At 71.0% G+C, this 22,062-nt stretch carries 17 protein-coding genes; 12 read left to right on the top strand and 5 right to left on the bottom strand.

All coding sequences use genetic code 11. The annotated features are described in order from the left end of the window. Positions 1-92: 92 nt before the first annotated feature. Both ACWD0A_RS26925 and ACWD0A_RS26920 read right to left on the bottom strand, forming a co-directional pair. A complete protein-coding gene (locus ACWD0A_RS26925) occupies positions 93-338 on the bottom strand; it encodes an antitoxin (protein ID WP_451302147.1) in 246 nt (81 codons plus the stop codon). A gap of 33 nt (positions 339-371) precedes the next feature. Further along, a complete protein-coding gene (locus ACWD0A_RS26920; protein WP_451302145.1) occupies positions 372-608 on the bottom strand; it encodes a gliding motility protein in 237 nt (78 codons plus the stop codon). A 181-nt stretch (positions 609-789) separates the two neighbouring features. On the opposite strand from ACWD0A_RS26920, the gene miaA reads away from it, so the two are divergent. The 6 genes from miaA (at position 790) to hflX (ending at position 8,745) form a co-directional block, all read left to right on the top strand. After that, positions 790-1,728: a tRNA (adenosine(37)-N6)-dimethylallyltransferase MiaA gene (miaA, locus tag ACWD0A_RS26915; RefSeq protein WP_451302143.1), complete on the top strand. Its 939-nt coding sequence runs from the start codon at positions 790-792 to the stop codon at positions 1,726-1,728. A gap of 106 nt (positions 1,729-1,834) precedes the next feature. Further along, positions 1,835-2,275: a hypothetical protein gene (locus tag ACWD0A_RS26910; protein WP_177151722.1), complete on the top strand. Its 441-nt coding sequence runs from the start codon at positions 1,835-1,837 to the stop codon at positions 2,273-2,275. A gap of 127 nt (positions 2,276-2,402) precedes the next feature. Continuing rightward, a complete protein-coding gene (dapF, locus tag ACWD0A_RS26905) occupies positions 2,403-3,317 on the top strand; it encodes a diaminopimelate epimerase (RefSeq protein WP_307713109.1) in 915 nt (304 codons plus the stop codon). Between the two features lie 138 nt (positions 3,318-3,455). Beyond that, positions 3,456-5,534 (top strand): RelA/SpoT family protein, encoded by a 2,079-nt coding sequence (locus tag ACWD0A_RS26900; protein ID WP_451302141.1) that lies wholly within the window; start codon positions 3,456-3,458, stop codon positions 5,532-5,534. 76 nt (positions 5,535-5,610) lie between these two features. Then, the gene (locus ACWD0A_RS26895; protein ID WP_451302139.1) at positions 5,611-7,074 is read left to right on the top strand and encodes a M1 family metallopeptidase; all 1,464 of its coding nucleotides are present in this window, start codon (positions 5,611-5,613) and stop codon (positions 7,072-7,074) included. A gap of 180 nt (positions 7,075-7,254) precedes the next feature. Next, the gene (gene hflX, locus ACWD0A_RS26890) at positions 7,255-8,745 is read left to right on the top strand and encodes a GTPase HflX (RefSeq protein ID WP_451302137.1); all 1,491 of its coding nucleotides are present in this window, start codon (positions 7,255-7,257) and stop codon (positions 8,743-8,745) included. 87 nt (positions 8,746-8,832) lie between these two features. Here the strand turns inward: hflX and ACWD0A_RS26885 are convergent, their stop codons facing one another. Both ACWD0A_RS26885 and ACWD0A_RS26880 read right to left on the bottom strand, forming a co-directional pair. Continuing rightward, positions 8,833-10,008, bottom strand: coding sequence for a trypsin-like serine peptidase (locus ACWD0A_RS26885; RefSeq protein WP_451302135.1), 1,176 nt, complete (start codon positions 10,006-10,008; stop codon positions 8,833-8,835). Positions 10,009-10,329: 321 nt separating this feature from the next. After that, positions 10,330-11,505 carry a trypsin-like serine peptidase gene (locus ACWD0A_RS26880; protein ID WP_451302133.1) on the bottom strand — a complete coding sequence of 392 codons (1,176 nt, stop codon included), beginning with the start codon at positions 11,503-11,505 and terminating at the stop codon, positions 10,330-10,332. A gap of 333 nt (positions 11,506-11,838) precedes the next feature. On the opposite strand from ACWD0A_RS26880, the gene ACWD0A_RS26875 reads away from it, so the two are divergent. The 5 genes from ACWD0A_RS26875 (at position 11,839) to ACWD0A_RS26855 (ending at position 20,020) form a co-directional block, all read left to right on the top strand. Continuing rightward, positions 11,839-13,215: a diaminobutyrate--2-oxoglutarate transaminase family protein gene (locus ACWD0A_RS26875; protein WP_451302131.1), complete on the top strand. Its 1,377-nt coding sequence runs from the start codon at positions 11,839-11,841 to the stop codon at positions 13,213-13,215. 30 nt (positions 13,216-13,245) lie between these two features. After that, the gene (locus ACWD0A_RS26870) at positions 13,246-15,150 is read left to right on the top strand and encodes an IucA/IucC family protein (protein WP_451302129.1); all 1,905 of its coding nucleotides are present in this window, start codon (positions 13,246-13,248) and stop codon (positions 15,148-15,150) included. Between the two features lie 67 nt (positions 15,151-15,217). After that, complete coding sequence (locus ACWD0A_RS26865; protein WP_451302127.1) at positions 15,218-15,976, top strand: GNAT family N-acetyltransferase; 759 nt, start codon at positions 15,218-15,220, stop codon at positions 15,974-15,976. 59 nt (positions 15,977-16,035) lie between these two features. Further along, entirely contained in the window at positions 16,036-18,012 is a 1,977-nt protein-coding gene (locus tag ACWD0A_RS26860) for an IucA/IucC family protein (RefSeq protein WP_451302125.1), read from the top strand. 37 nt (positions 18,013-18,049) lie between these two features. Next, positions 18,050-20,020: an ATP-dependent DNA helicase gene (locus ACWD0A_RS26855; RefSeq protein ID WP_451302123.1), complete on the top strand. Its 1,971-nt coding sequence runs from the start codon at positions 18,050-18,052 to the stop codon at positions 20,018-20,020. Positions 20,021-20,167: 147 nt separating this feature from the next. Here the strand turns inward: ACWD0A_RS26855 and lexA are convergent, their stop codons facing one another. Beyond that, positions 20,168-20,953 (bottom strand): transcriptional repressor LexA, encoded by a 786-nt coding sequence (lexA, locus tag ACWD0A_RS26850; protein ID WP_177151673.1) that lies wholly within the window; start codon positions 20,951-20,953, stop codon positions 20,168-20,170. A 520-nt stretch (positions 20,954-21,473) separates the two neighbouring features. Between lexA and nrdR the strand changes: the two genes are divergently transcribed. Next, positions 21,474-21,983, top strand: a complete 510-nt coding sequence (gene nrdR / locus ACWD0A_RS26845) for a transcriptional regulator NrdR (protein WP_307713098.1) — start codon at positions 21,474-21,476, stop codon at positions 21,981-21,983. Positions 21,984-22,062: the final 79 nt, after the last annotated feature.

Raw genomic sequence — 22,062 nt, 5'->3', positions numbered from 1 at the left:
TCGGGGTGGATATCTCGGTCGCCCCGGGGCCCACACCCCAACACGCGCCGCCGGCCGCGGAGCACTCGCTCCGCGGCCGTCGGTCGTTCGCGTCAGGGAGTCGGCGGCGTGGTGCCGTGGCCCTTCTCGTCCCGGTGCGCGATGCGGCCCAGGGCCTCCTTGGCCTTGCCTGTGCCCGTCTCGATCTTGCTGCTGTACTTGCCCTTGGTCTTGTCGTCGACCGTCTTGGCGGCCCTGTCGAGGCCCTGCCCGATCCTGCCCTCGTGCTGCTGGGCCAGGTCGGTGACCTTGTCCTTGGCCGGGGCGAGCTTGGCCTTCAGGGTGTCCAGGAAGCCCATGGTTCACCTTCCCTCGTCATCCCTTGTCGGGGACTACTTACGGGCGCCTTCACCGGCCTCGCTGTCCGCCGCCTCCTCGGCGGACTGCTGCTTGGGGATGTCGACCCCGGTGGCGGCCGTGCCCTCACCGAGCGTGCCGTCGGCACCGGCTTCGGAGTCGGACGGGGCGCCGGCCGAGGGCTCCGTCGCCACGGTGGCGAGGGGGGCCTCTTGGTCCGACGCCTCGGCGGTCGCCACAGGCTTACCGCGGAACCATGAAAAAACGCCCATATCTCCTCCATAGCGTACTCGTGGGGGCGAAGTTCCGCGCCACCCGGAGCGTCCCATTGCGCCGCTCGCGGGTACCGGTCCGAAACCGGCGTCCGGAACCTCGCAACAGGCAACGACCCCGGCTACCCGCCGTCACCTCGCTCGTTCGGGGAGCGGTGCCCGCGTTTGCGAGACTGGGGCGGTGAGAAGTGCAGCTCCCGCACCGCGGGTCATCGCCGTCGTCGGTCCCACCGCGGCCGGAAAGTCCGATCTGGGGGTCTTCCTGGCCCAGCGGCTGGACGGCGAAGTCGTCAACGCCGACTCCATGCAGCTCTACCGGGGGATGGACATCGGCACCGCCAAGCTGACGGCCGAGGAGCGCGGAGGCGTCACCCACCGCCTGCTCGACATCTGGGACGTCACCGAGACGGCGAGCGTCGCCGAGTACCAGCGGCTCGCCAGGGCGGAGATCGACCGGCTGCTCGCCGAGGGCCGCACCCCTGTTCTCGTGGGCGGCTCCGGGCTCTACGTACGCGGGGCGATCGACGCCCTCGAATTCCCCGGCACCGACCCTGAGGTCCGCGCCCGGCTGGAGGAGGAGCTGACCGTGCGCGGCTCCGGGGCGCTCCACGCCCGTCTCGCGGCCGCCGACCCGGAGGCGGGCCGCGCGATCCTTCCGAGCAACGGGCGGCGCATCGTCAGGGCCCTCGAGGTCATCGAGATCACGGGCAGGCCGTTCACCGCCAACCTCCCCGGCCACGACTCCGTCTACGACACCGTGCAGATCGGCGTCGACGTCGAGCGGCCCGAGCTGGACGAACGGATCGCCCTGCGTGTGGACCGGATGTGGGAGGCGGGGCTCGTCGACGAGGTACGCGCCCTGGAGGTTCAGGGACTGCGCGAAGGGCGCACCGCGTCCCGCGCCCTGGGCTACCAGCAGGTGCTCTCCGCGCTCGCGGGGGAGTGCACCGAAACCCAGGCGCGCGAGGAGACGGTGCGCGCCACGAAACGCTTCGCCCGCCGCCAGGACTCCTGGTTCCGGCGCGACCCGAGGGTGCACTGGCTCAGCGGCGCGGCCCAGGACCGCGCGGAACTTCCGCAGCGTGCGCTGGCGTTGATCGAACGAGCGGTCACAGCCTGATCACGTGATGGCATCGGGACGCTCCGCCCGTCAGTTCGGCCACCTGGAGCGTGCCATCATCGAGCATCGATCGACAGCTGAGTCCGAGTTGGGAGGGCGCGTGGCGATGGAGGCCGGCCCTCGCGACACCGAGCGGGAGCGCCGAGATGCCGCCGAAGGCACCTCGGGGCTGAGCCCGGACGGTCCCGACGAGCAGGAAGTGCTCACCGACGAGGTCGAGGTGGAGCTCCGTCCGCAGCGGCGCCTGCGCATCTGGCAGCTCGCCCCGATCGTGGCGCTCGCCGCCATCGGCTCGCTGATGTTCGCCTTTCCCCTCGCCTTCGGTACGGGGGACGGCGGCGCGGTCGTCGCCATGCTCGGGCTGCTGATCAGCTGTTGTGCGGCCGGCTGGGGTGTGATGGCGGCCCGCCGCGTCGGGCACACCTGGCCCGGCCTGCCCGTCCGGGGCTCCGGCGAGCGCCCCGACTGGCGTGTCATCGCTCTCTACGTCGGCGTGGGCACGGTGCTCGTCGCCCTCGCGGTCTGGCGGGTCGCGCGCCTGCGCTGAGCGCCGGCCCGCGCGCCCCGCACCGCCCCCGCCCCGCGCGCCCAGCCCCGCCCCGTCCGCTCCAGCCCGGCGACGGCCCTCGGTCCGGATCCCACCGGACGCCCCGCTGTCGGACCGGCCTCGTACGATGGTGGACGTGAGCACCTCGCAGACCTCGCCCGTCCCCTTCCTCAAGGGCCACGGCACCGAGAACGACTTCGTGATCGTCCCGGACCCGGACAACGGCATCGACCTGCCCGCGGCCGCCGTCGCCAGGCTGTGCGACCGCCGCGCTGGCATCGGCGGTGACGGTCTGCTGCACGTCGTCCGCTCGGCGGCCCACCCCGAGGCCAGGGACATGGCGGACGAGGCCGAGTGGTTCATGGACTACCGCAACGCGGACGGCTCGATCGCCGAGATGTGCGGAAACGGCGTCCGGGTCTTCGCCCGCTACCTCCAGCGCGTGGGCCACGTCGAGGCCGGCGACATCGCCGTGGCGACCCGAGGCGGCGTCAAGAGGGTCCACATCGCCAAGGAGGCCGCCGGCGCCGGCGCGGACACGGGTGACATCACCGTCTCGATGGGGCGCGCGCTGCTCCCCGAGGACGGCGTGACGGTCACGATCGACGGCCGCAGCTGGCCCGCGAGGAACGTGAACATGGGCAACCCCCACGCGGTCGCGTTCGTCGACGACTTGGCCCACGCGGGGAACCTGTTCTCGGCTCCACCGTTCAGCCCGGCATCGGTCTATCCGGACGGGGTGAACGTGGAGTTCGTCGCCGACCGGGGCGAGCGCCACGTCGCCATGCGCGTGCACGAGCGCGGGTCCGGCGAGACCCGCTCGTGCGGCACGGGCGCGTGCGCCGTCGCCGTCGCGGCGGCCCGCAGGGACGGCGTGGACCCGTCCGTCACCGGCACCCCCGTCGCGTACACCGTTGACCTGCCCGGCGGCCGCCTCGTCATCACGGAACGTCCCGACGGGGAGATCGAGATGACGGGCCCGGCCGTGATTGTCGCCGAGGGGTACATCGAGCCCGCTCTCCTCGAAACCGTGAGCGCATAGAGCTTCGCTCGAATGGGTGATCCGTTTCACGCTGAGCGAGAGCGGCACTGCGCCACGTGGTGGGCTCGGTAGCATCAAGCACCGGCCCGGAGGCACGACCTGACCTTCCACCGCCGGTCGATGCAGCCGGAGGTGCCCATGAGTGCAGAGGCCGCCAACCCTGGTGCCCACAGTCGCAGGCGCGGCCGACCCAGGATCGACCTCCGCCGGATCGGGCGCGCCGCTCTGCTGGGCCCCACCGGGCGCGACCGGCTCCCCGACGCGATCGGCCACGTCGTCGACGCGCACCGCGCGCACCACCCGGACGCCGACCTCGCCCAACTGCACAAGGCGTACGTGCTGGCGGAGTCGTCCCACCGCGGCCAGTTCCGCAAGAGCGGCGAGCCGTACATCACCCATCCGCTGGCCGTCACGCTCATCCTCGCCGAACTGGGCGCGGAGACCACGACCTTGACCGCGTCCCTGCTCCACGACACCGTGGAGGACACCGAGGTGACGCTGGACCAGGTGAAGGCGGAGTTCGGTGCCGAGGTGGCCTATCTCGTCGACGGCGTCACCAAGCTGGAGAAGGTCGACTACGGCGCCGCCGCCGAACCGGAGACCTTCCGCAAGATGCTCGTCGCCACCGGCAACGACGTCCGCGTGATGTCGATCAAACTCGCCGACCGGCTGCACAACATGCGCACGCTCGGCGTCATGCGTCCCGAGAAGCAGGCACGCATCGCCAAGGTCACCCGCGACGTCCTCATCCCCCTCGCCGAGCGTCTCGGCGTGCAGGCCCTGAAGACCGAACTGGAGGATCTGGTCTTCGCGATCCTGCACCCCGAGGAGTACGAGCGCACCCGCGCCCTCATCGCCGAGAACGCCACCGCGTGCAACGCTCTCGCCGCCATCGCGGAGGACTTCCGGACCGTGCTGCGCGACGCCGGCATCACCGCGGAAGTGCTCATCAGGCCCCGGCACTTCGTCTCCGTGCACCGCGTCTGCCTCAAACGCTCCGAGCTGCGCAGCACCGACTTCGGGCGCCTGCTCGTCCTCGTCACCGACGACGCCGACTGCTACGCGGTGCTCGGCGAGCTGCACACCTGCTTCACCCCGGTGATCTCCGAGTTCAAGGACTTCATCGCCGCCCCCAAGTTCAACCTGTACCAGTCGCTGCACACCGCCGTCGCGGGCTCCGACGGCGCCGTCGCCGAAGTCCTCATCCGCACCCACCAGATGCACCGGGTCGCCGAGGCCGGGGTGGTCGCGCTCGGCAACCCGTACGTGCCGACCGAGAGCGCCGAGCCGCTCGACGGCGAGCGCGCCGACCCCACCAGACCCGGCTGGCTGTCCCGTCTCCTCGAATGGCAGCAGTCCACCCCGGACCCGGACACCTTCTGGACCTCCCTGCGCGCGGACCTGGCGCAGGACAAGGAGATCACCGTCTTCCGGGCCGACGGCCGGGCGCTCGGACTGCCCGCCGGGGCCACCTGCGTCGACGCGGCCTACGCCCAGTACGGCGAGGAGGCCCACGCGTGCATCGGCGCCCGCGTCAACGGCCGGCTGGCCACCCTGAGCACCCAGCTCAACGACGGCGACACCGTGCACGTGCTGCTCGCCCAGGACGCCTCCTCCGGACCGTCGCCGGACTGGCTCGACCACGCCCGCACCCCGGCCGCACGGATCGCCATCAGCAGCTGGCTCGAGAGCCACCCGGAGGGTGCGAGCGCCCAGGCGGCCGCTCCCCGGCACCCCACTCCGCGCGCGGCCGACCGGCCGGCCTCGGCGAACGCCGTCGTCGACCTTCCGGACGCGACCGTCCGGCTCGCCGGCTGCTGTACGCCCGTACCGCCCGACACCGTCACGGGCTTCGCGGTGCGCGGGGGCGCGGTGACCGTCCATCGCGTCGAATGCGCCGCGGTGGCGCGCATGGAGAGCCTCGGCCGGGCTCCGGTGGCCGTGCGCTGGGGCGACGCCGCCGAGTGCCGGGTCACTCTGGTCGCCGAATCGTTCGGCCGGCCCCGTCTGCTCGCCGACCTCACCGAGGTCATCGCCGGTGAGGGAGCGGCCATCGTCTCGGCCACCGTCGAACCGCCGAGCCAGCAGCGGGTACGCCACACGTACACCCTCCAACTGCCCGACGCCGCCGGGCTTCCCGCCCTGATGCGCGCCATGCGCGACGTCCCCGGCGTGTACGACGTGAGCAGGACGCAGCATCCGGCCTCGACCGCCTGACCTCGTTCGGGTGGGGACGCGGTCCCCCGTCGCGCGCCGCCGCGGCCGTCTCATGGCGTGCTGGTAGCGGTAGGACATGCTGCACACTCCCCGACGCCGACTGGGTGCCGTACTGCTGGCCGCAGCATCGGCCACCCTCGTCGCCGCGACGCTGCCCGAACCGACCGCCCTCGGGATCGGCGACCCCCTCTTCCCTCGGCTGGGCAACCCCGGCTACGACGTCATCGGATACGACATCGCCCTCACCTACGAGGGCAGCAACACCAAGCCCCTGGACGCTGTCACCAGGATCGACGCCTGGGCGAACCGGCGGCTCGGCCGGATCAACCTCGACTTCGCCCATGGCACGGTCGACTCTGTCGAGGTCAACGGCAGCACCGCTGAATTCGCGTCCACGGGCGAGGACCTTGTCGTCGAGCCCTCCATGGCCGTCGCCGCCGGATCGCGCATGCAGATCACCGTCACGCACACCAGCGACCCGCGCGGGGCCAAGGCCGCCGGGGGATGGGTGCCCACTGGCGACGGTCTGGTGATGGCCAACCAGGCCGACGCGGCGCACCGTGTCTTCCCCTGCAACGACCACCCCGCGGACAAGGCGTTCTTCACCTTCCGCGTCACCACCCCCAGGAACCTGACGGCCGTCGCCAACGGACGGCAGGTCGCACATTCCCGGAATGACACCAGGGCCTCCTGGATCTACCGCACCGGCCACCCGATGGCCACCGAACTCGCCCAGGTCGCCATCGGGCGCTCCGCCGTCGTCAAGCGGCAGGGCCCGCACGGACTGCCCCTTCGCGACGTCGTCCCCGTCGCCGACAAGGCGAAGCTCGAACCGTGGCTGAAGAAGACCCCCGGCCATGTCCGGTGGATGGAGGACAAGGTCGGCGCCTACCCCTTCGAGACGTACGGAGTGCTGGTCGCCGACGCCGACACCGGATTCCAGCTGGAGACGCAGACGCTGTCGCTCTTCGAGCGCTCCCTGTTCACCAACGCCGCCCACCCGAAGTGGTACGTCGACTCGGTGATGGTCCACGAACTGGCCCACCAGTGGTTCGGCAACAGTGTCTCCCCCCGCACATGGTCCGACCTGTGGCTGAACGAGGGCCACGCCAGCTGGTACGAGGCCCTGTACGCCGAGGAGAAGGCCAAGCAGCCACTGGTCGAACGGATGAGGAAGGCCTACCGCCTCTCCGACGGCTGGCGAGCGGCCGGCGGGCCGCCCGCGGCCCCGCAGGCACCGGCGCCCGGACAGAAGCTCAGTCTCTTCCGGCCGGTCGTCTACGACGGCAGCGCCCTCGTCCTGTACGCCTTGCGGCAGACGATCGGCGAGGCCGCCTTCGAACGGCTGGAGCGCGAGTGGGTCACCGAGCACCGCGACTCCACGGCGAGCACCGAGGACTTCACGCAGCTCGCATCCCATGTCGCGGGGCGTGACCTCGGCGACTTCTTCCAGGAATGGCTGTACGGGAAGAAGACCCCGCCCATGCCCGGCCACGCGGACTGGCGCAGCGAGGCCCCGAAGGCCCGCGCCGCCCGCTGAAAACCGGAGTGACGGCCCCGGCGGCCCCGTGGGACGATCGACTGGCCGACGACGGGGCCGGGCCCGGGACCCCCTGGGGGAATCTTCCGGGGCTGTCACACGTTGTGACTGGCGTACGGGGGCACAATGCCCTTGCGGGCGTCCCCCCGCAACCGCTCATTCCATCGACGTAAGGATCCAATGACCTCCTCTTCATCCCCTTCCCAGGACGAGCAGAGCTTCGCGGAGACGCGCACCGAGAGCCTTCGGGCCGATGCCCTGATGGAAGAGGACGTCGCCTGGAGCTACGAGATCGACACCGAGCGGGACGGCGATCAGTTCGACCGCTCCGAGCGTGCCGCTCTGCGGCGCGTGGCGGGCCTCTCCACCGAGCTCGAAGACGTCACCGAGGTCGAGTACCGACAGCTGCGCCTGGAGCGCGTCGTGCTGGTCGGCGTCTGGACCTCGGGGACCGTGCAGGACGCCGAGAACTCCCTCGCGGAGCTCGCGGCGCTCGCCGAGACCGCGGGCGCCCTGGTGCTCGACGGAGTCATCCAGCGGCGCGACAAGCCGGACCCGGCCACCTACATCGGGTCGGGCAAGGCGACCGAGCTGCGCGACATCGTGCTCGAGACCGGAGCCGACACCGTCGTCTGCGACGGTGAGCTCAGCCCCGGCCAGCTCATCCACCTCGAGGACGTCGTCAAGGTCAAGGTGGTCGACCGCACCGCCCTGATCCTCGACATCTTCGCCCAGCACGCCAAGTCCCGAGAGGGCAAGGCGCAGGTCGCTCTGGCGCAGATGCAGTACATGCTGCCCAGGCTCCGCGGCTGGGGTCAGTCGCTGTCCCGTCAGATGGGTGGCGGCGGCGGTGGCGGCATGGCCACCCGTGGTCCCGGTGAGACCAAGATCGAGACGGACCGGCGACGGATCCGCGAGAAGATGGCGAAGATGCGCCGGGAGATCGCGGAGATGAAGACGGGCCGCGAGATCAAGCGCCGGGAGCGCCGCCGCAACAGGGTGCCGTCGGTCGCGATCGCCGGCTACACCAACGCCGGCAAGTCCTCGCTGCTCAACCGCCTCACCGGCGCCGGTGTCCTGGTGGAGAACGCCCTGTTCGCCACCCTCGACCCGACCGTCCGCCGGGCCGAGACGCCGGGCGGCCGGATCTACACCCTCGCCGACACCGTCGGATTCGTACGGCACCTGCCGCACCACCTGGTCGAGGCGTTCCGCTCCACGATGGAGGAGGTCGGCGACTCCGACCTGATCCTCCACGTGGTGGACGGTTCGCACCCGGCTCCGGAGGAGCAGCTGGCCGCCGTGCGCGAGGTGATCCGCGACGTGGGCGCGCTGGACGTGCCCGAGATCGTCGTGATCAACAAGGCGGACGCGGCCGACCCGCTGGTGCTGCAGCGACTGCTGCGCATCGAGCGGCACGCGATCGCCGTCTCGGCCCGCACGGGCTCGGGCATCGGCGAGCTCCTGGCTCTGATCGACACCGAGCTGCCGCGGCCCGAAGTGGAGATCGAGGCGCTCGTCCCGTACACCCACGGCGGGCTCGTCTCGCGCGTGCACGCCGAGGGCGAGGTCGTCTCCGAGGAGCACACCACGGAGGGCACCCTGCTCAAGGCGCGGGTCCACGAGGAGCTCGCCGCCGCACTGGCCCCGTACGTCCCGGCGACCCACTGACGCGGCACAGCGCCCGCCACCGGACGGAAGGCCCGCCTCCCCGAGGGGAGGCGGGCCTTCCGTATGATCCGCCGGGCTCGAAGAGGCCTACTGCCCCGCGAACTTCTCGCTCATCGTCGTGAAGATCTGCTGCGCTCCCCGGCCCAGCCGCGGGCCGGCGAGCCAGCCCGAGGTGACCGGGCCGATCGACGTGTTGGAGACGAGCACCGTCTTGCCGCCGGGCTGCCGGACGAACCAGCCGCCACCCGAGGATCCGCCCGTCATCGTGCAGCCGATACGCCACATCGTGGGCGTGCCGGGGGCGATGGAGAGCCGGCCCGGCTGGTCCAGGCACTTGTGCATGATCGCGCCGTTGTAGGGCGGGGCCGCCGGGTAACCCCACGCGCCCATCGTGCCGATGCTCTTGGCGTCGGGGGCCTCGAAGTCGACGTCGAGCGCGGCGCCCACCGTCTCCTCCAGGGACTTCGAGCCCTGCTCGGGCTTCACGTGCATCACGGCGTAGTCGTAGGCGGCGCCGCTGCCCCCCGTCGGACCGCCCTGGTCGATCCACTCGCCCGAGGTCGCGACCCAGTCCGCCCAGTAGACGCCGTACGGGGCGATCTCCTGCGGCTGGGCGTGCTCCAGCACGGCGGGGGACTTGCCCTTGTCGTTGTAGGCGGGGACGAAGGCGATGTTGCGGTACCAGCCGCCCGCCCGACCGGCGTGCACGCAGTGCCCGGCGGTCCAGACGAGGTTGGACCGGCCCGGGTTCTTCGGGTCCTTGACGACCGTCGCCGAACAGACCATCGAGCCCTCGGGGGCGTCGAAGAACACCTTGCCGACCGGTGCGGCGTTCCGGTGGTAGGGCTTCTTCTCCTCCTCGGCCCGCACCGGGCGCGGCTCCGGGTCGGTGACGTCCTGGTCACCGGAGATGTCACCGGCGGAGAGCGTCTTCGCAGGCGCCTTGGCCGTCGTCATGCGGTCGGGCTTCCACAGGCCCTCGATCACCGGGTTGACGAAGTCCTTGGCCTCACGCAGCCACTTGTCCTTCTCCCAGTTCTTCCACTCGCCGTTCTTCCACTGGTCCAGGTCGACACCGTGCTCCTTGAGCTGGTCGGCCAGGTCGGCGGGGAGTGCGGCTTCTGCGCCGCTGTTGTCTGCGCCTTCCGCGGAGACGGCGGGCTTGTCTGCAGCCTTGTCCTCGCCGGGGCCGCAGGCGGTCGCCGTCAGCGCGAGGGCCGAGACGAGGCCGGCGGCAGCCAGCAGCGGACGTATGGATCGCATGGAAACGATTCCCCCTGAAGTACTTGCGAAATGTGCCATGAACGCGGGTGCACCAGCGCCTGATGCGACACACGGGCGGCGTCTGCGCCGTGCGCGGTTGCCATGAGCGTGTCATGCGAAGGGGCGGCCTTCCGGAGCCGCCGCAGGTGCGGCACCACTCTAAGCCGGTGCGTGGACACGCAGTTGAGGCCGGTCGGCAACTCCACCGAGTCTCCACGTGACGAGCAAGGGGCGCCCGGCCGTCCGGCCGAACGCCCCTGCCTTGTCAGAGGACTGCCGTGCCGTCACGTGACGCTGTTGCCACGCGAGGCGCGTGTCAGGTCACTGGCCCGCGAACTTCTTGCTGACCGCCGTGTAGACGCCCTCGGCCTCCTTGCCGAGCCGCGGGCCCGCAAGCCAGCCGGCCGTCACCGGGCCGATGGAGGTGTTGGACACCAGGGCGGGCCGGCCGTCCTGGCCCTCGGCCACCCAGCCGCCACCGGAGGAACCGCCGGTCATCGTGCAGCCGATGCGGTACATCGTCGGCTCCTCGGCCTTCAGCGAGAGCCGGCCCGGCTTGTCGGCGCACTGGAACAGCTTCTGACCGTCGTACGGCGGAGCCGCCGGGTAGCCGGTAGCGGTCATGCTCTTGATGTCCGGCACGGCCGGGGCCTTGAAGTCGACCGGCAGAGCGGCGCCGACCGTCTCCTCGAGCGACTTGCCCGTGCTGCCCTTCTCCGGAGTCACGTGGATGACGGCGAAGTCGTACGGCGCACCCTGGCCGCCGGTCGCCGCACCCTGGGCGATCCACTGCTCGGACGTCTGGGCCCAGTCGCCCCACCACACGCCGTGGGGAGCGATCTTCTCCTTCGGAGCCTTCTCCAGCTCCGAGGTGGCCAGCGCGCTGTCGTTGTACGACGGGACGAAGGCGATGTTGCGGTACCAGCCGCCGCTCTTGCCCGCGTGGACGCAGTGACCGGCGGTCCACACCATGTTCGACTTGCCGGGGTTGGCCGGGTCCTGCACGACGGTCGCGGAGCACACCATCGAACCCTGGGGGCCGTCGAAGAAGACCTTGCCCGCCTCGGCGGCGCTCGTGTGGTAGGGCGCCTTCACGGGCACGGCGTCGACGGGCTCCGGCGTCGGGTCGGTGACACCCTCGTCACCCGAGATGTCCGGGTCGACGGGCTTCGCCGGCGGCTTCTCGGCGTCGCGCATGCGGTCCGGGTCCCACAGGTCCTCGATGATCGGGTTGACGAAGTCCTTGGCCTCACGCAGCCACTTGTCCTTGTCCCAGTTCTTCCACTCGCCGTTCTTCCACTTGTCCAGGTCGATCCCGCGCTCCTTGAGCCGCTCCTTGAGATCGTCCGGAATCGTGATCTTGTCATCGGCGGTCTGACCGGCCGATGCACTCGGCTTGTCGCCCGCGGTGTCCTCGCTCGGACCGCAGGCGGTGGCAGCCAGCGCCAGCACGGCGGCAAGGGACGCCGCTGCCAGCGTCGGGCGAATGGGTCGCATCTCGTGATCCCCCTGGGACTTCGGTGCTGCTGTTCCGTCTGAACTGAGCCACATTCCGGCAATGCCGGTACTTCCGGCGGCGGACGCATCCGCCGCCGCCCCGGTGGAGTTCACCGCCGGGTGCGGCCCCCCAACTATGCCGGTGCCGATGGGGACGGCGTGCACCAGGTCCACGGTTCCGCCGCCGCAAGGATCTTCCTCCCGGCCGTGATCGCCGGCCCGCCGCGTCGTTGGTAGGGGCGGGAACACGGGGGCGGCTCAACAGCGAGCGGTCGCAGGGCCGAAGCCGTACCCATGCGAAACGCAACCGTGACAGTGGAAGGACCAACAGCCGTGGCCGTGACCGAACCTGCTCCGATCGCCCCGGCCGCCGCCCACGAGGGCATCCTGCGCCGGCAGTCGCTGCGCGAATCGGCCGCCCGCACCTATGCGCGCTCGCTGCCCATCGTGCCCGTACGCGCTCGAGGACTGACGATCGAGGGCGCCGACGGCCGCCGTTACCTCGACTGTCTCTCCGGAGCCGGAACGCTCGCGCTCGGGCACAACCACCCCGTCGTCCTCGAAGCCATCAAGAAGGTCCTCGACTCCGGGGCGCCCTTGCACATCCTGGACCTGGCCACACCGGTCAAGGACGCGTTCACCACGGAGCTGTTCGCCACGCTTCCGCCCCAGCTCGCCTCCGACGCCCGGATCCAGTTCTGCGGTCCGGCGGGCACCGACGCCGTGGAAGCGGCACTCAAACTGGTCCGCACCGCCACCGGCCGCAACGGAGTCCTCGCCTTCACCGGCGCCTACCACGGCATGACGGCAGGTGCCCTCGACGCATCGGGCGGCGCCACCGACGTCCGCGTGACACGACTTCCCTACCCGCACGAATACCGCTGCCCCTTCGGTATCGGCGGCGAACGCGGCGCCGAACTCGCCGCACGCTGGACCGAGAACCTCCTCGACGACCCCAAGGGCGGTGCGCCGGCCCCCGCCGGAATGATCCTCGAACCGGTGCAGGGCGAGGGCGGCGTGATTCCCGCACCTGACGAGTGGCTGCGGCGGATGCGCCGGATCACCGCCGCGCGCTCCATCCCTCTGATCGCCGACGAGGTGCAGACCGGAGTGGGCCGCACCGGCACCTTCTGGGCCGTCGAGCACAGCGGCATCGTGCCCGACGTGATGGTGATGTCCAAGGCCATCGGCGGCTCCCTCCCGCTCGCGGTCATCGTCTACCGGTCCGAACTCGACACGTGGCAGCCGGGAGCACACGCCGGCACGTTCCGCGGCAACCAGCTGGCGATGGCGGCCGGAGCGGCCACCCTCGCGTACGTGCGCGAGAACCGCCTCGCCGACCGGGCCTCCACCCTCGGCGCACGCATGCTGGCCCGGCTCCAGGGTCTCGCCGCCGCTCACTCCTGCATCGGAGACGTACGGGGCCGGGGCCTGATGATCGGCGTGGAGCTCGTCGACCCCGACTCCACCGCCCGCGACGCGCTCGTCCCCCCACCCGCTCCCGCGCTCGCCGCGACCGTCCAGCGGGAATGCCTGAACCGCGGCCTCATCGTCGAACTCGGCGGACGCCACTGTGCCGTGGTCCGACTCCTGCCTCCTCTCACACTCACCGACGAACAGGCCGTGGCCGTCCTCGACCGCTTCGCGGACGCCCTGGCCGCCGCAGAACGCTCCACTCCACGCCGCGCCGACAGCGGGCAGTCGTACTGATCCCCGGATCCCCGTCACAAGGAAGCCTCCGTGAACACCAGCCCCGCACCCGAAGTGCCCGAGTCCCACGGCCGCCCCACCGCCGCTCACCGCGCCCACGGAGCGATGAGCGGGCCGCTCACGGCCGAGGCGGCGACGGTGCCGCGCCAGCAGACCGGAGGATTCGACGACGAGACCCCGACCACCGCCCGGCACGTGTCCACGGCGCCCGAAGCGGGGGACCAGCTCGACCATCCGGATCCCAGCCGTGCGGCCGATGCCGCCGCCGTCGAGAACCTGCTCCGCTGCTGGGTGCGCGAGAACAACCTCGCCGAGCCCGAGGGCGACACCCTGCGCGTTCCGCTCCACGGCAGCGGGACCGCCCTGCTCGTCCCCGTCCACTACTGGTCACCCTCCGGATGGCACCGCTTCGGCCCGCCGGCTCTTGAAAGCAGCCCGCACGACGCCACCACCGCCGATGCGGTGACCGTGGCCGCGCTCCTCGGTCGGGAAGCCGGCGGCACGGACGGAGCCGACCTCGTCGGCCGCGTAGCCGATTCCGTCCGGCGCACAGCCCAGTTCATCGCTCACCGGCGCAGGCACCCCGTCGCACCAGAGGACGCGGACCTCTTCCTCGACGCCGAACAGTCCCTCCTGCTCGGCCACCCGCTGCACCCCACACCGAAGAGCCGTGAGGGACTCTCCGACGCCGAAGCCCTGCTCTACTCACCGGAGTTGCACGGTGCTTTCCCGCTGCACTGGTGGGCAGTCGACCGGTCCGTGCTCGCAGCCGACTCGGCCTGGACCGAGCAAGGACGCACGCTCGCCGCCGAGCAGCTCACCTCCCGCCTCGCCGGCGACATCCAGCTCCCTGCCGACTGCGCCGCGCTGCCCCTGCACCCGTGGCAGGCACGCGACCTCCGGCACCGGCCCACCGTGGCCGCGCTGCTGGACGCCGGCCTGCTCCACGACCTCGGTTCCCACGGCGACCCCTGGCACCCCACCTCCTCCGTCCGCACCGTGCACCGCCCCGGGGCATCCGCGATGCTCAAGCTGTCCCTCGGTCTGCGCATCACCAACTCCCGCCGGGAGAACCTCCGCAAGGAACTCCACCGGGGGGTGGAGGTGCATCGGCTGCTCCGTACTGGACTCGCCGACCAGTGGCGGGCGGCGCACCCCGGATTCGACATCGTGCGCGATCCGGCATGGCTCGCGGTCGACACACCCGACGGTGAACCCGTCCCCGGAATCGACGTCATGCTGCGCCACAACCCCTTCCACCACAGCGACGACGCCGTCTGCATCGCAGCCCTGACCTCACCGCGGCCCTGGCCCGGGCGCACAGGCACGCACTCACGCCTCTCCGACACGGTCGAGCGTCTCGCCGCCCGGACAGGCCGGCCCGTCCCCGCCGTCGCGACGGAGTGGTTCCTGCGCTACCTGGACCACGTCGTACGCCCCGTGCTCTGGCTCGACGCCACCGTGGGCATCGCACTGGAAGCGCACCAGCAGAACACCCTTGTCCTCCTCGACCCCGAAGGCTGGCCGACAGGCGGCCGCTACCGGGACAACCAGGGCTACTACTTCCGTGAGTCCCATCGGGACGAACTGGAGCGCCGCCTCCCGGGAATCGGCGCCGAAAGCGACACCTTCGTCTCCGACGACGTGACGGACGAGCGCTTCGCGTACTACCTCGGCATCAACAACGTGCTCGGCCTGATCGGCGCCTTCGGGGCGCAGCACCTCGCCGACGAACGCGTACTCCTCGCCGCGTTCCGGCGGTTCCTGGCGGCAAATGCCTCCCTCGGCTCGCCGCTGCCCGCTCTGCTTCTCGAAGCCCGCACCCTTCGTGCCAAGGCCAACCTGCTCACCCGTCTCCACGGCCTCGACGAACTCGTCGGTCCCGTCGACACCCAGTCCGTCTACGTCACCATCACCAACCCGCTCCTTTCCTGAACACCGTGCGGATCGCCGAACGCAGAAGACCCTGACCACGTCCGAACGACGAGAGGAGTCCGTCGCCGTGCCTCACCGCGAAGCCGCGACCGACCCAGGTACGGACGAGGCGTCCCCGCCCGGCTCGGGCCCGGAGCAAACCCTCGACCTGCGGCTGCCAGAGGAGTTCCTCGAGACCCTCCATGAGGACGGCAACGGCACTCCTCCCGCGCACGAGGTCCCTGCGGCCGCGCAGGAGCCGTGGGACACCTCAGCGGACCTGCTGGACGCCCCAGCGGACTGGGGGCCGGTGAACACCCCCGCCGGTGACTTCCACCTCGTCCCCGTCGTCCCGGAGCGTGACCTCTCCTTGATCATCCGATGGATGAACGACCCGGCCGTCGCCGCCTACTGGGACCTGGCCGGGCCCGAGACCGTCACGGCCGCCCACCTGCGCGGCCAGTGCGACGGAGCCGGCCGGAGCTTCCCCTGTCTCGGCGTGCTCGACGGCACACCCATGAGCTACTTCGAGATCTACCGTGCCGACCTCGATCCTCTGGCCCGCCACTACCCGGCCCGACCGCACGACACAGGCATCCACCTCCTCCTCGGCGGCGTCGCCGACCGTGGGCGAGGCCTGGGCTCCGTGCTCCTCAGAGCCGTTGCCGACCTCGTACTCGACCGCCGCCCCCGCTGTGCACGCGTCATCGCCGAACCGGACCTGCGCAACACCCCTTCCGTATCCGCGTTCCTCCGGGCGGGCTTCCGCTTCTTCGCCGAAGTCGACCTGCCCGACAAGCGAGCCGCGCTCATGGTCCGCGATCGCGGGCTGCGGGACCTGCTGTGAACAGCTCGCTGCCTTACTTACACCGCTCGAACCGCATCGGTTCCCCTCGAGGAGTCCCCGTGCCGAAGTCGCCTGCCAGCCACGACTCCACCGCGCCGACCGAACCCACCGCCTCGACCGACCTCACCGCCTCGACCGATCCGCCCGGCTCCGCATGCGCCGAAGCCGCCGGACCGGATGCGCTGTCGACCCGGCTGCACCTGCCGCCCGGCCTCGACCGCGAGAGCTGGGAACGGGCCGGCGGCCGTCTCCTGGCGAAGATGCTCGGCGAGTTCGCCTACGAGGAGATCATCGAGCCGAGGGTCGCGGAATCACCTGCCGGCCCGGGCGGCCGCCACGACGACGCTCGTCCCGCCGACTCCGGCCGCCCCGCACCGCCCCGTCGCTATGTCCTCACCGTCGGGGCCGCGGGAGACCTGACTTTTCTGGCGCGGCGCGGCGCCTACGGAAGCTGGCGCGTGGATGCCGCCTCCGTCGAATGGGACGGGCAGCCCTTCTCGGACCCGCTCACCTTCCTCGCCCGAGCCAAGGAGACCCTCGCCCTCGACGGAGCCACCCTCGGCCACTTGCTGCGTGAACTCTCCCTGACGCTCACCGCCGACACCGCGCTCGACCACACCGCTGTCACCGCCGCCGAGCTGGCCGACCTCGGCTACGCCGAACTCGAAGGGCACCAGACCGGACATCCGTGGCTCGTCCTGAACAAGGGCCGCATCGGCTTCTCCGCGGCCGACGCCGCCCGCTGGGCCCCCGAGGCACGGCGCCCCACCGCACTGCCCTGGATCGCCGTCAGCTCCGCGCTCGCCCGTTACCGGGGCGTCGCCCACCTCGCCTCCCCGGACGACCTCTACCGCCACGAGCTCGACGACTCCGTGCGTGCGGCTTTCGAAGCCGCTCTGCGCGCCAGAGGGCTGGACCCCGCGGCGTACCTCCTCCTCCCCGTACACCCGTGGCAGTGGGACGAGGTGCTGCTGCCCCTGTACGCACCGGCCATCGCGCGCCGGGAGATCGTGCCGCTGCCGGAGGACGGCGACCTCCGGTTGCCCCAGCAGTCCATCCGCACGTTCGTGGACGTCGACCGCCCCGACCGGCACATGGTCAAACTGCCGCTGTCGGTTCTCAACACTCTGGTGTGGCGCGGTCTGCCCACCGAACGGACTCTGGCCGCGCCGGCCGTCACCGCCTGGGTGCACGGCCTGCGCGACGGCGACCCGTTCCTCCGCGACGAGTGCCGGGTGATCCTCCTGGGCGAGGTCGCCTCGGTCACCGTCGAGCATCCTCTGTACGACCGCCTCGACGATGTGCCCTATCAGTACAAGGAACTTCTCGGCGCGATCTGGCGCGAGCCGCTCCAGCCCCGCCTGGACCCCGGTGAACGGGCCCGCACCCTGGCAGCGCTGCTCCACACCGACCCGCGGGGCCGCGCATTCGCCGCGGAGCTCGTCGAGCGGTCGGGGCTCGCCCCGGAGGTCTGGCTCCAGCGGCTGTTCGCCGCGCTCCTGCCTCCGCTGCTGCATTTCCTCTACCGCTACGGCACCGTCTTCTCCCCCCACGGCGAGAACGCGATCGTCGTCTACGACGAGCACGACATCCCCGTGCGGCTGGCGATCAAGGACTTCGTCGACGACGTCAACATCAGCGCCCGGCCGCTGCCGGAGCACGCTTCGATGCCCCACGACGTCCGCCGGATCCTGCTGACCGAGGAGCCCGGGTTCCTCACCCAGTTCATCCATGCAGGCCTGTTCGTGGGTGTCTTCCGCTACCTCGCGCCGCTTTTCGAGGAGCAACTGGGAATCGCCGAGGACCGCTTCTTCTCACTCGTACGGGCAGAGATCCTGAGGTATCAGGCCCGCTTTCCCGAGCTCAAGGGGCGTTACGAGCTGTTCGATCTTCTCACCGAACGTATCGACCGGCTGTGTCTGAACCGCAACCGGCTCCATCTCGACGGGTACCGTGACCGACCCGAACGCCCCCATGCAGCCGTGCACGGCACCGTACCGAACCCGCTGGCATGGCCTGATGGGCCCGATGCGTGATCCTGTTGTCAGCGGTGCCCCGTAGGCTGGTCGAGCTATGACGAAGTCATCCCTCCCCGAGCTCCTCCACGCCGCCGTCACCGCCGTCGGCGGAGTGGAACGGCCAGGCCAGGTCACCATGGCCGAGGCCGTGGCCGAGGCCATCGACGACAATTCCCACCTTCTGGTGCAGGCCGGCACCGGCACCGGAAAGTCGCTGGGCTATCTCGTGCCGGCGCTTGCGCACGGGGAGCGGGTGGTTGTTGCCACGGCCACGCTCGCGCTGCAGCGCCAGCTGGTGGAGCGCGATCTTCCGCGCACGGTCGACGCGCTGCATCCCCTGCTGCGCAGGCGGCCCGAGTTCGCCATGCTCAAGGGCCGCTCCAACTACCTCTGTCTGCACCGACTGCACGAGGGCGCTCCGCAGGACGAGGAGGAGGGGCTCTTCGACCAGTTCGAGGCCGCCGCGCCGACGAGCAAGCTGGGCCAGGACCTCCTGCGCATGCGGGACTGGGCGGACGAGACCGAGACGGGGGACCGCGACGATCTCACGCCCGGTGTCTCCGACCGCGCCTGGAGCCAGGTCTCCGTCTCGTCCCGCGAATGCCTCGGGGCTTCCAAGTGCGCGTACGGGGCGGAATGCTTCGCCGAGATGGCCAGGGAGCGGGCGAAGCTCGCCGACGTGGTGGTCACCAATCATGCGCTGCTCGCGATCGACGCGATCGAGGGGGCGCCGGTCCTGCCGCAGCATGAGGTCCTGATCGTCGACGAGGCTCATGAACTGGTCTCGCGCGTGACCGGAGTCGCCACCGGCGAGCTCACTCCCGGCCAGGTCAACCGGGCTGTGCGCCGCGCGGCGAAACTGGTCAACGAGAAGGCGGCGGACGCGCTCCAGACCGCTTCGGAGACGTTCGAGCGGGTGATGGAGCTGGCGCTGCCGGGGCGCCTGGAGGAGATCCCCGAGGATCTTGGCTACGCACTCCTGGCTCTGCGGGACGCCTCGCGGACGGTGATCAGCGCGCTGGGCTCCACCCGGGACAAGTCGGTCCAGGACGAGGACGCGGTGCGCAAGCAGGCGCTTGCCTCCGTCGAGAACATCCACGGTGTTGCCGAGCGCATCACGCTCGGTTCCGAGTACGACGTCGTCTGGTACGAGCGGCACGACCGCTTCGGCGCGTCCCTGCGGGTGGCTCCGCTGTCGGTCTCGGGACTGCTGCGCGAGAAGCTGTTCGCGGAGCGGTCGGTCGTGCTCACGTCCGCGACGCTCAAGCTCGGCGGCGACTTCAACGGTGTGGGGGCATCCCTGGGGCTCGCCCCGGAGGGCACCGGAGGAGAGGAGGTGCCGCAGTGGAAGGGGCTCGATGTCGGCTCGCCCTTCGACTATCCCAAGCAGGGCATCCTCTACGTCGCCCGGCACCTGGCGACACCCGGCCGTGAAGGCTCGCGCGGCGACATGATGGACGAGCTGGCCGAGCTGGTGGAGGCAGCGGGCGGGCGCACTTTGGGGCTGTTCTCCTCCATGCGGGCCGCCAAGGCGGCCGCGGAGGAACTGAGAGGGCGGCTCGACAAGCCGATTCTGCTGCAGGGCGAGGAGACGCTCGGCGAGCTGATCAAAACCTTCGCCGGAGATCCCGAGACGTGCCTGTTCGGCACGCTCTCCCTATGGCAGGGCGTCGATGTCCCGGGTCCCGGTTGCCAGCTGGTGGTCATGGACCGGATTCCGTTCCCGCGGCCGGACGACCCGTTGATGAGCGCGCGGCAGAAGGCGGTGGAGGAGGCCGGAGGCAATGGATTCATGGCCGTCGCCGCCACGCATGCCGCCCTCCTGATGGCGCAGGGCGCCGGCCGTCTGGTGCGTGCCACGGGGGATCGCGGAGTGGTGGCCGTACTGGATCCCAGGCTGGCCAACGCCCGGTACGGCAGCTACCTGCGGGCCTCCCTGCCCGACTTCTGGTACACGACGGACCGCAATCAGGCGCGCCGGTCGCTGGCTGCCATCGATGCGGCGGCCAAGGCCGACGGCAAATAAGCGCAGCGTCCCAGGCTCGACCAGGAGAGGCGCAGAGGCTCCCCCGGGCACACCACACCGGAGGACCGTTCCGGTGCGGAGGAGACACGGCAGGGCCCCGGGACCGGCGCAGTGGGTCCCGGGGCCCGGTCCGAGCCGGCGAGTCCGTCAGACCCGCCGAAGCACTGCCACCACCTTGCCGAGGATGGTCGCCTCGTCGCCGGGGATGGGCTGGTACGCAGCGTTGTGGGGAAGCAGCCAGACGTGGCCGTTCTCCCGCTTGAAGCGCTTGACGGTGGCCTCGCCCTCCAGCATGGCGGCGACGATGTCCCCGTTCTCCGCGACGGGCTGGCGGCGCACCGTCACCCAGTCGCCGTCGCAGATGGCGGCCTCGATCATCGAGTCGCCGACGACCTTGAGCACGAACAGCTCGCCGTCGCCGACCAGCTGGCGGGGGAGGGGGAAGACGTCCTCGACGGACTCCTCGGCGAGGATCGGGCCACCGGCGGCGATCCGGCCGACCAGCGGCACATAGGAGGCTGCGGGCTTGCCCGTGGTGTCCGTCGGCTGGGTGCTGGGCTGGTCGGAGCCGCGGACCTCGTAGGCGCGGGGGCGGTGCGGGTCCCGCCGCAGGAAGCCCTTGCGCTCCAGTGCCATGAGCTGGTGGGCGACGGAGGAGGTGCTGGACAGCCCGACGGCCTGGCCGATCTCGCGCATGGACGGCGGGTAACCCCGCCGCTGCACGGAGTCGCGGATCACCTCGATGACACGCCGCTGGCGGTCCGTGAGGCCGGAGCTGTCCGCACGGATCCCTGGAGGTCGGCCGGGCAGCGAGCGGGTGGGCTTGGGCCCCTCCGGGGTCGTGGCTGCGTCATTCATGGCATGCACCGGCTCGAATCGGTTCTGGGAGCGGTCCTGGGCAGTGATGGCGGCACTGTCAGCGGTGGTGGTCACGTCGGCCCCTCTCGAATGGTCTCCCTAGCTGGACAACGGTAGTTGGTTTCGAAAGGTTGCGCCAAACACACGTTCGAGTGAAAAATCGCGGATTGCCTGACGTGGCCGCTCAGCTGGGTGTATGTGCGAACGCCGGAAGGTGGGCCGACGAGAAGGCCCACGGTAGCCTCCGCCGCCGGAGGCGAGGGGACCGGGCCCGCCCCAGTCTGGCATCTCGCTCGTGGGTGACGCCCGCCGCCGCACCCGCGGCGGCGGCGCTCGACGCGTCGTGTGCGCTCCGTGAGCGGCCGCCATACGCCCCGTGCGCGGTGGCTTCCTCCAGGGGACGCGCGACACGCTCTACGGGCCGAGAAAGCACTCAGACCCCAGATCTAGTGGTTGGATTGTGGCCGCCACCCAGAAGTTGTGGTCCCTGGGTCCGTCGGAGCTCGGGGCATCGCCTATGCTTGTGGCTGCTTCGGGGGGCTCAGTGAGCCAGTTGGGGCTATTCGGTCGTGCTGTGAAGGAGGGGTTGGGAGCCATGCACTGTCCCTTCTGCAGGCACCCTGACAGCCGCGTCGTCGACAGTCGGACCACCGACGACGGGACGTCGATCCGACGCCGCCGGCAGTGCCCCGACTGCTCCCGCCGCTTCACTACGGTGGAGACCGCGTCGCTGATGGTGATCAAGCGCAGCGGTGTGACGGAACCCTTCAGTCGTACCAAGGTCATCTCCGGCGTGCGCAAGGCGTGCCAGGGGCGGCCGGTCACCGAGGACGCCCTCGCTCAGCTCGGCCAGCGGGTCGAGGAAGCGGTGCGCGCCACCGGCAGTGCCGAGCTGACCACCCATGACGTGGGTCTGGCCATACTCGGCCCCCTGCAGGAACTCGACCTCGTCGCGTACCTGCGGTTCGCGTCCGTCTACCGGGCGTTCGACTCACTCGAGGACTTCGAGGCCGCCATCGCCGAGCTGCGCGACGAACGGCCCCCTGCACAGGAGCGGAGCGACGGGGCTGTCGAGGTCCCCGTTCCCGCCACCGCCGCCGACTGAGCGGCACCCGCCGAGCGGGCGGAGCCGTGCGTCACGGATCTCCACCCGCTTCCGGGCGGCACATGACTTGTCACGGGCG

Source organism: Streptomyces sp. NPDC002867 (genome assembly GCF_053591895.1).
The sequence above is the reverse complement of the archived record's forward strand: the minus strand, read 5'-3'. Positions and strand labels throughout refer to the sequence as shown.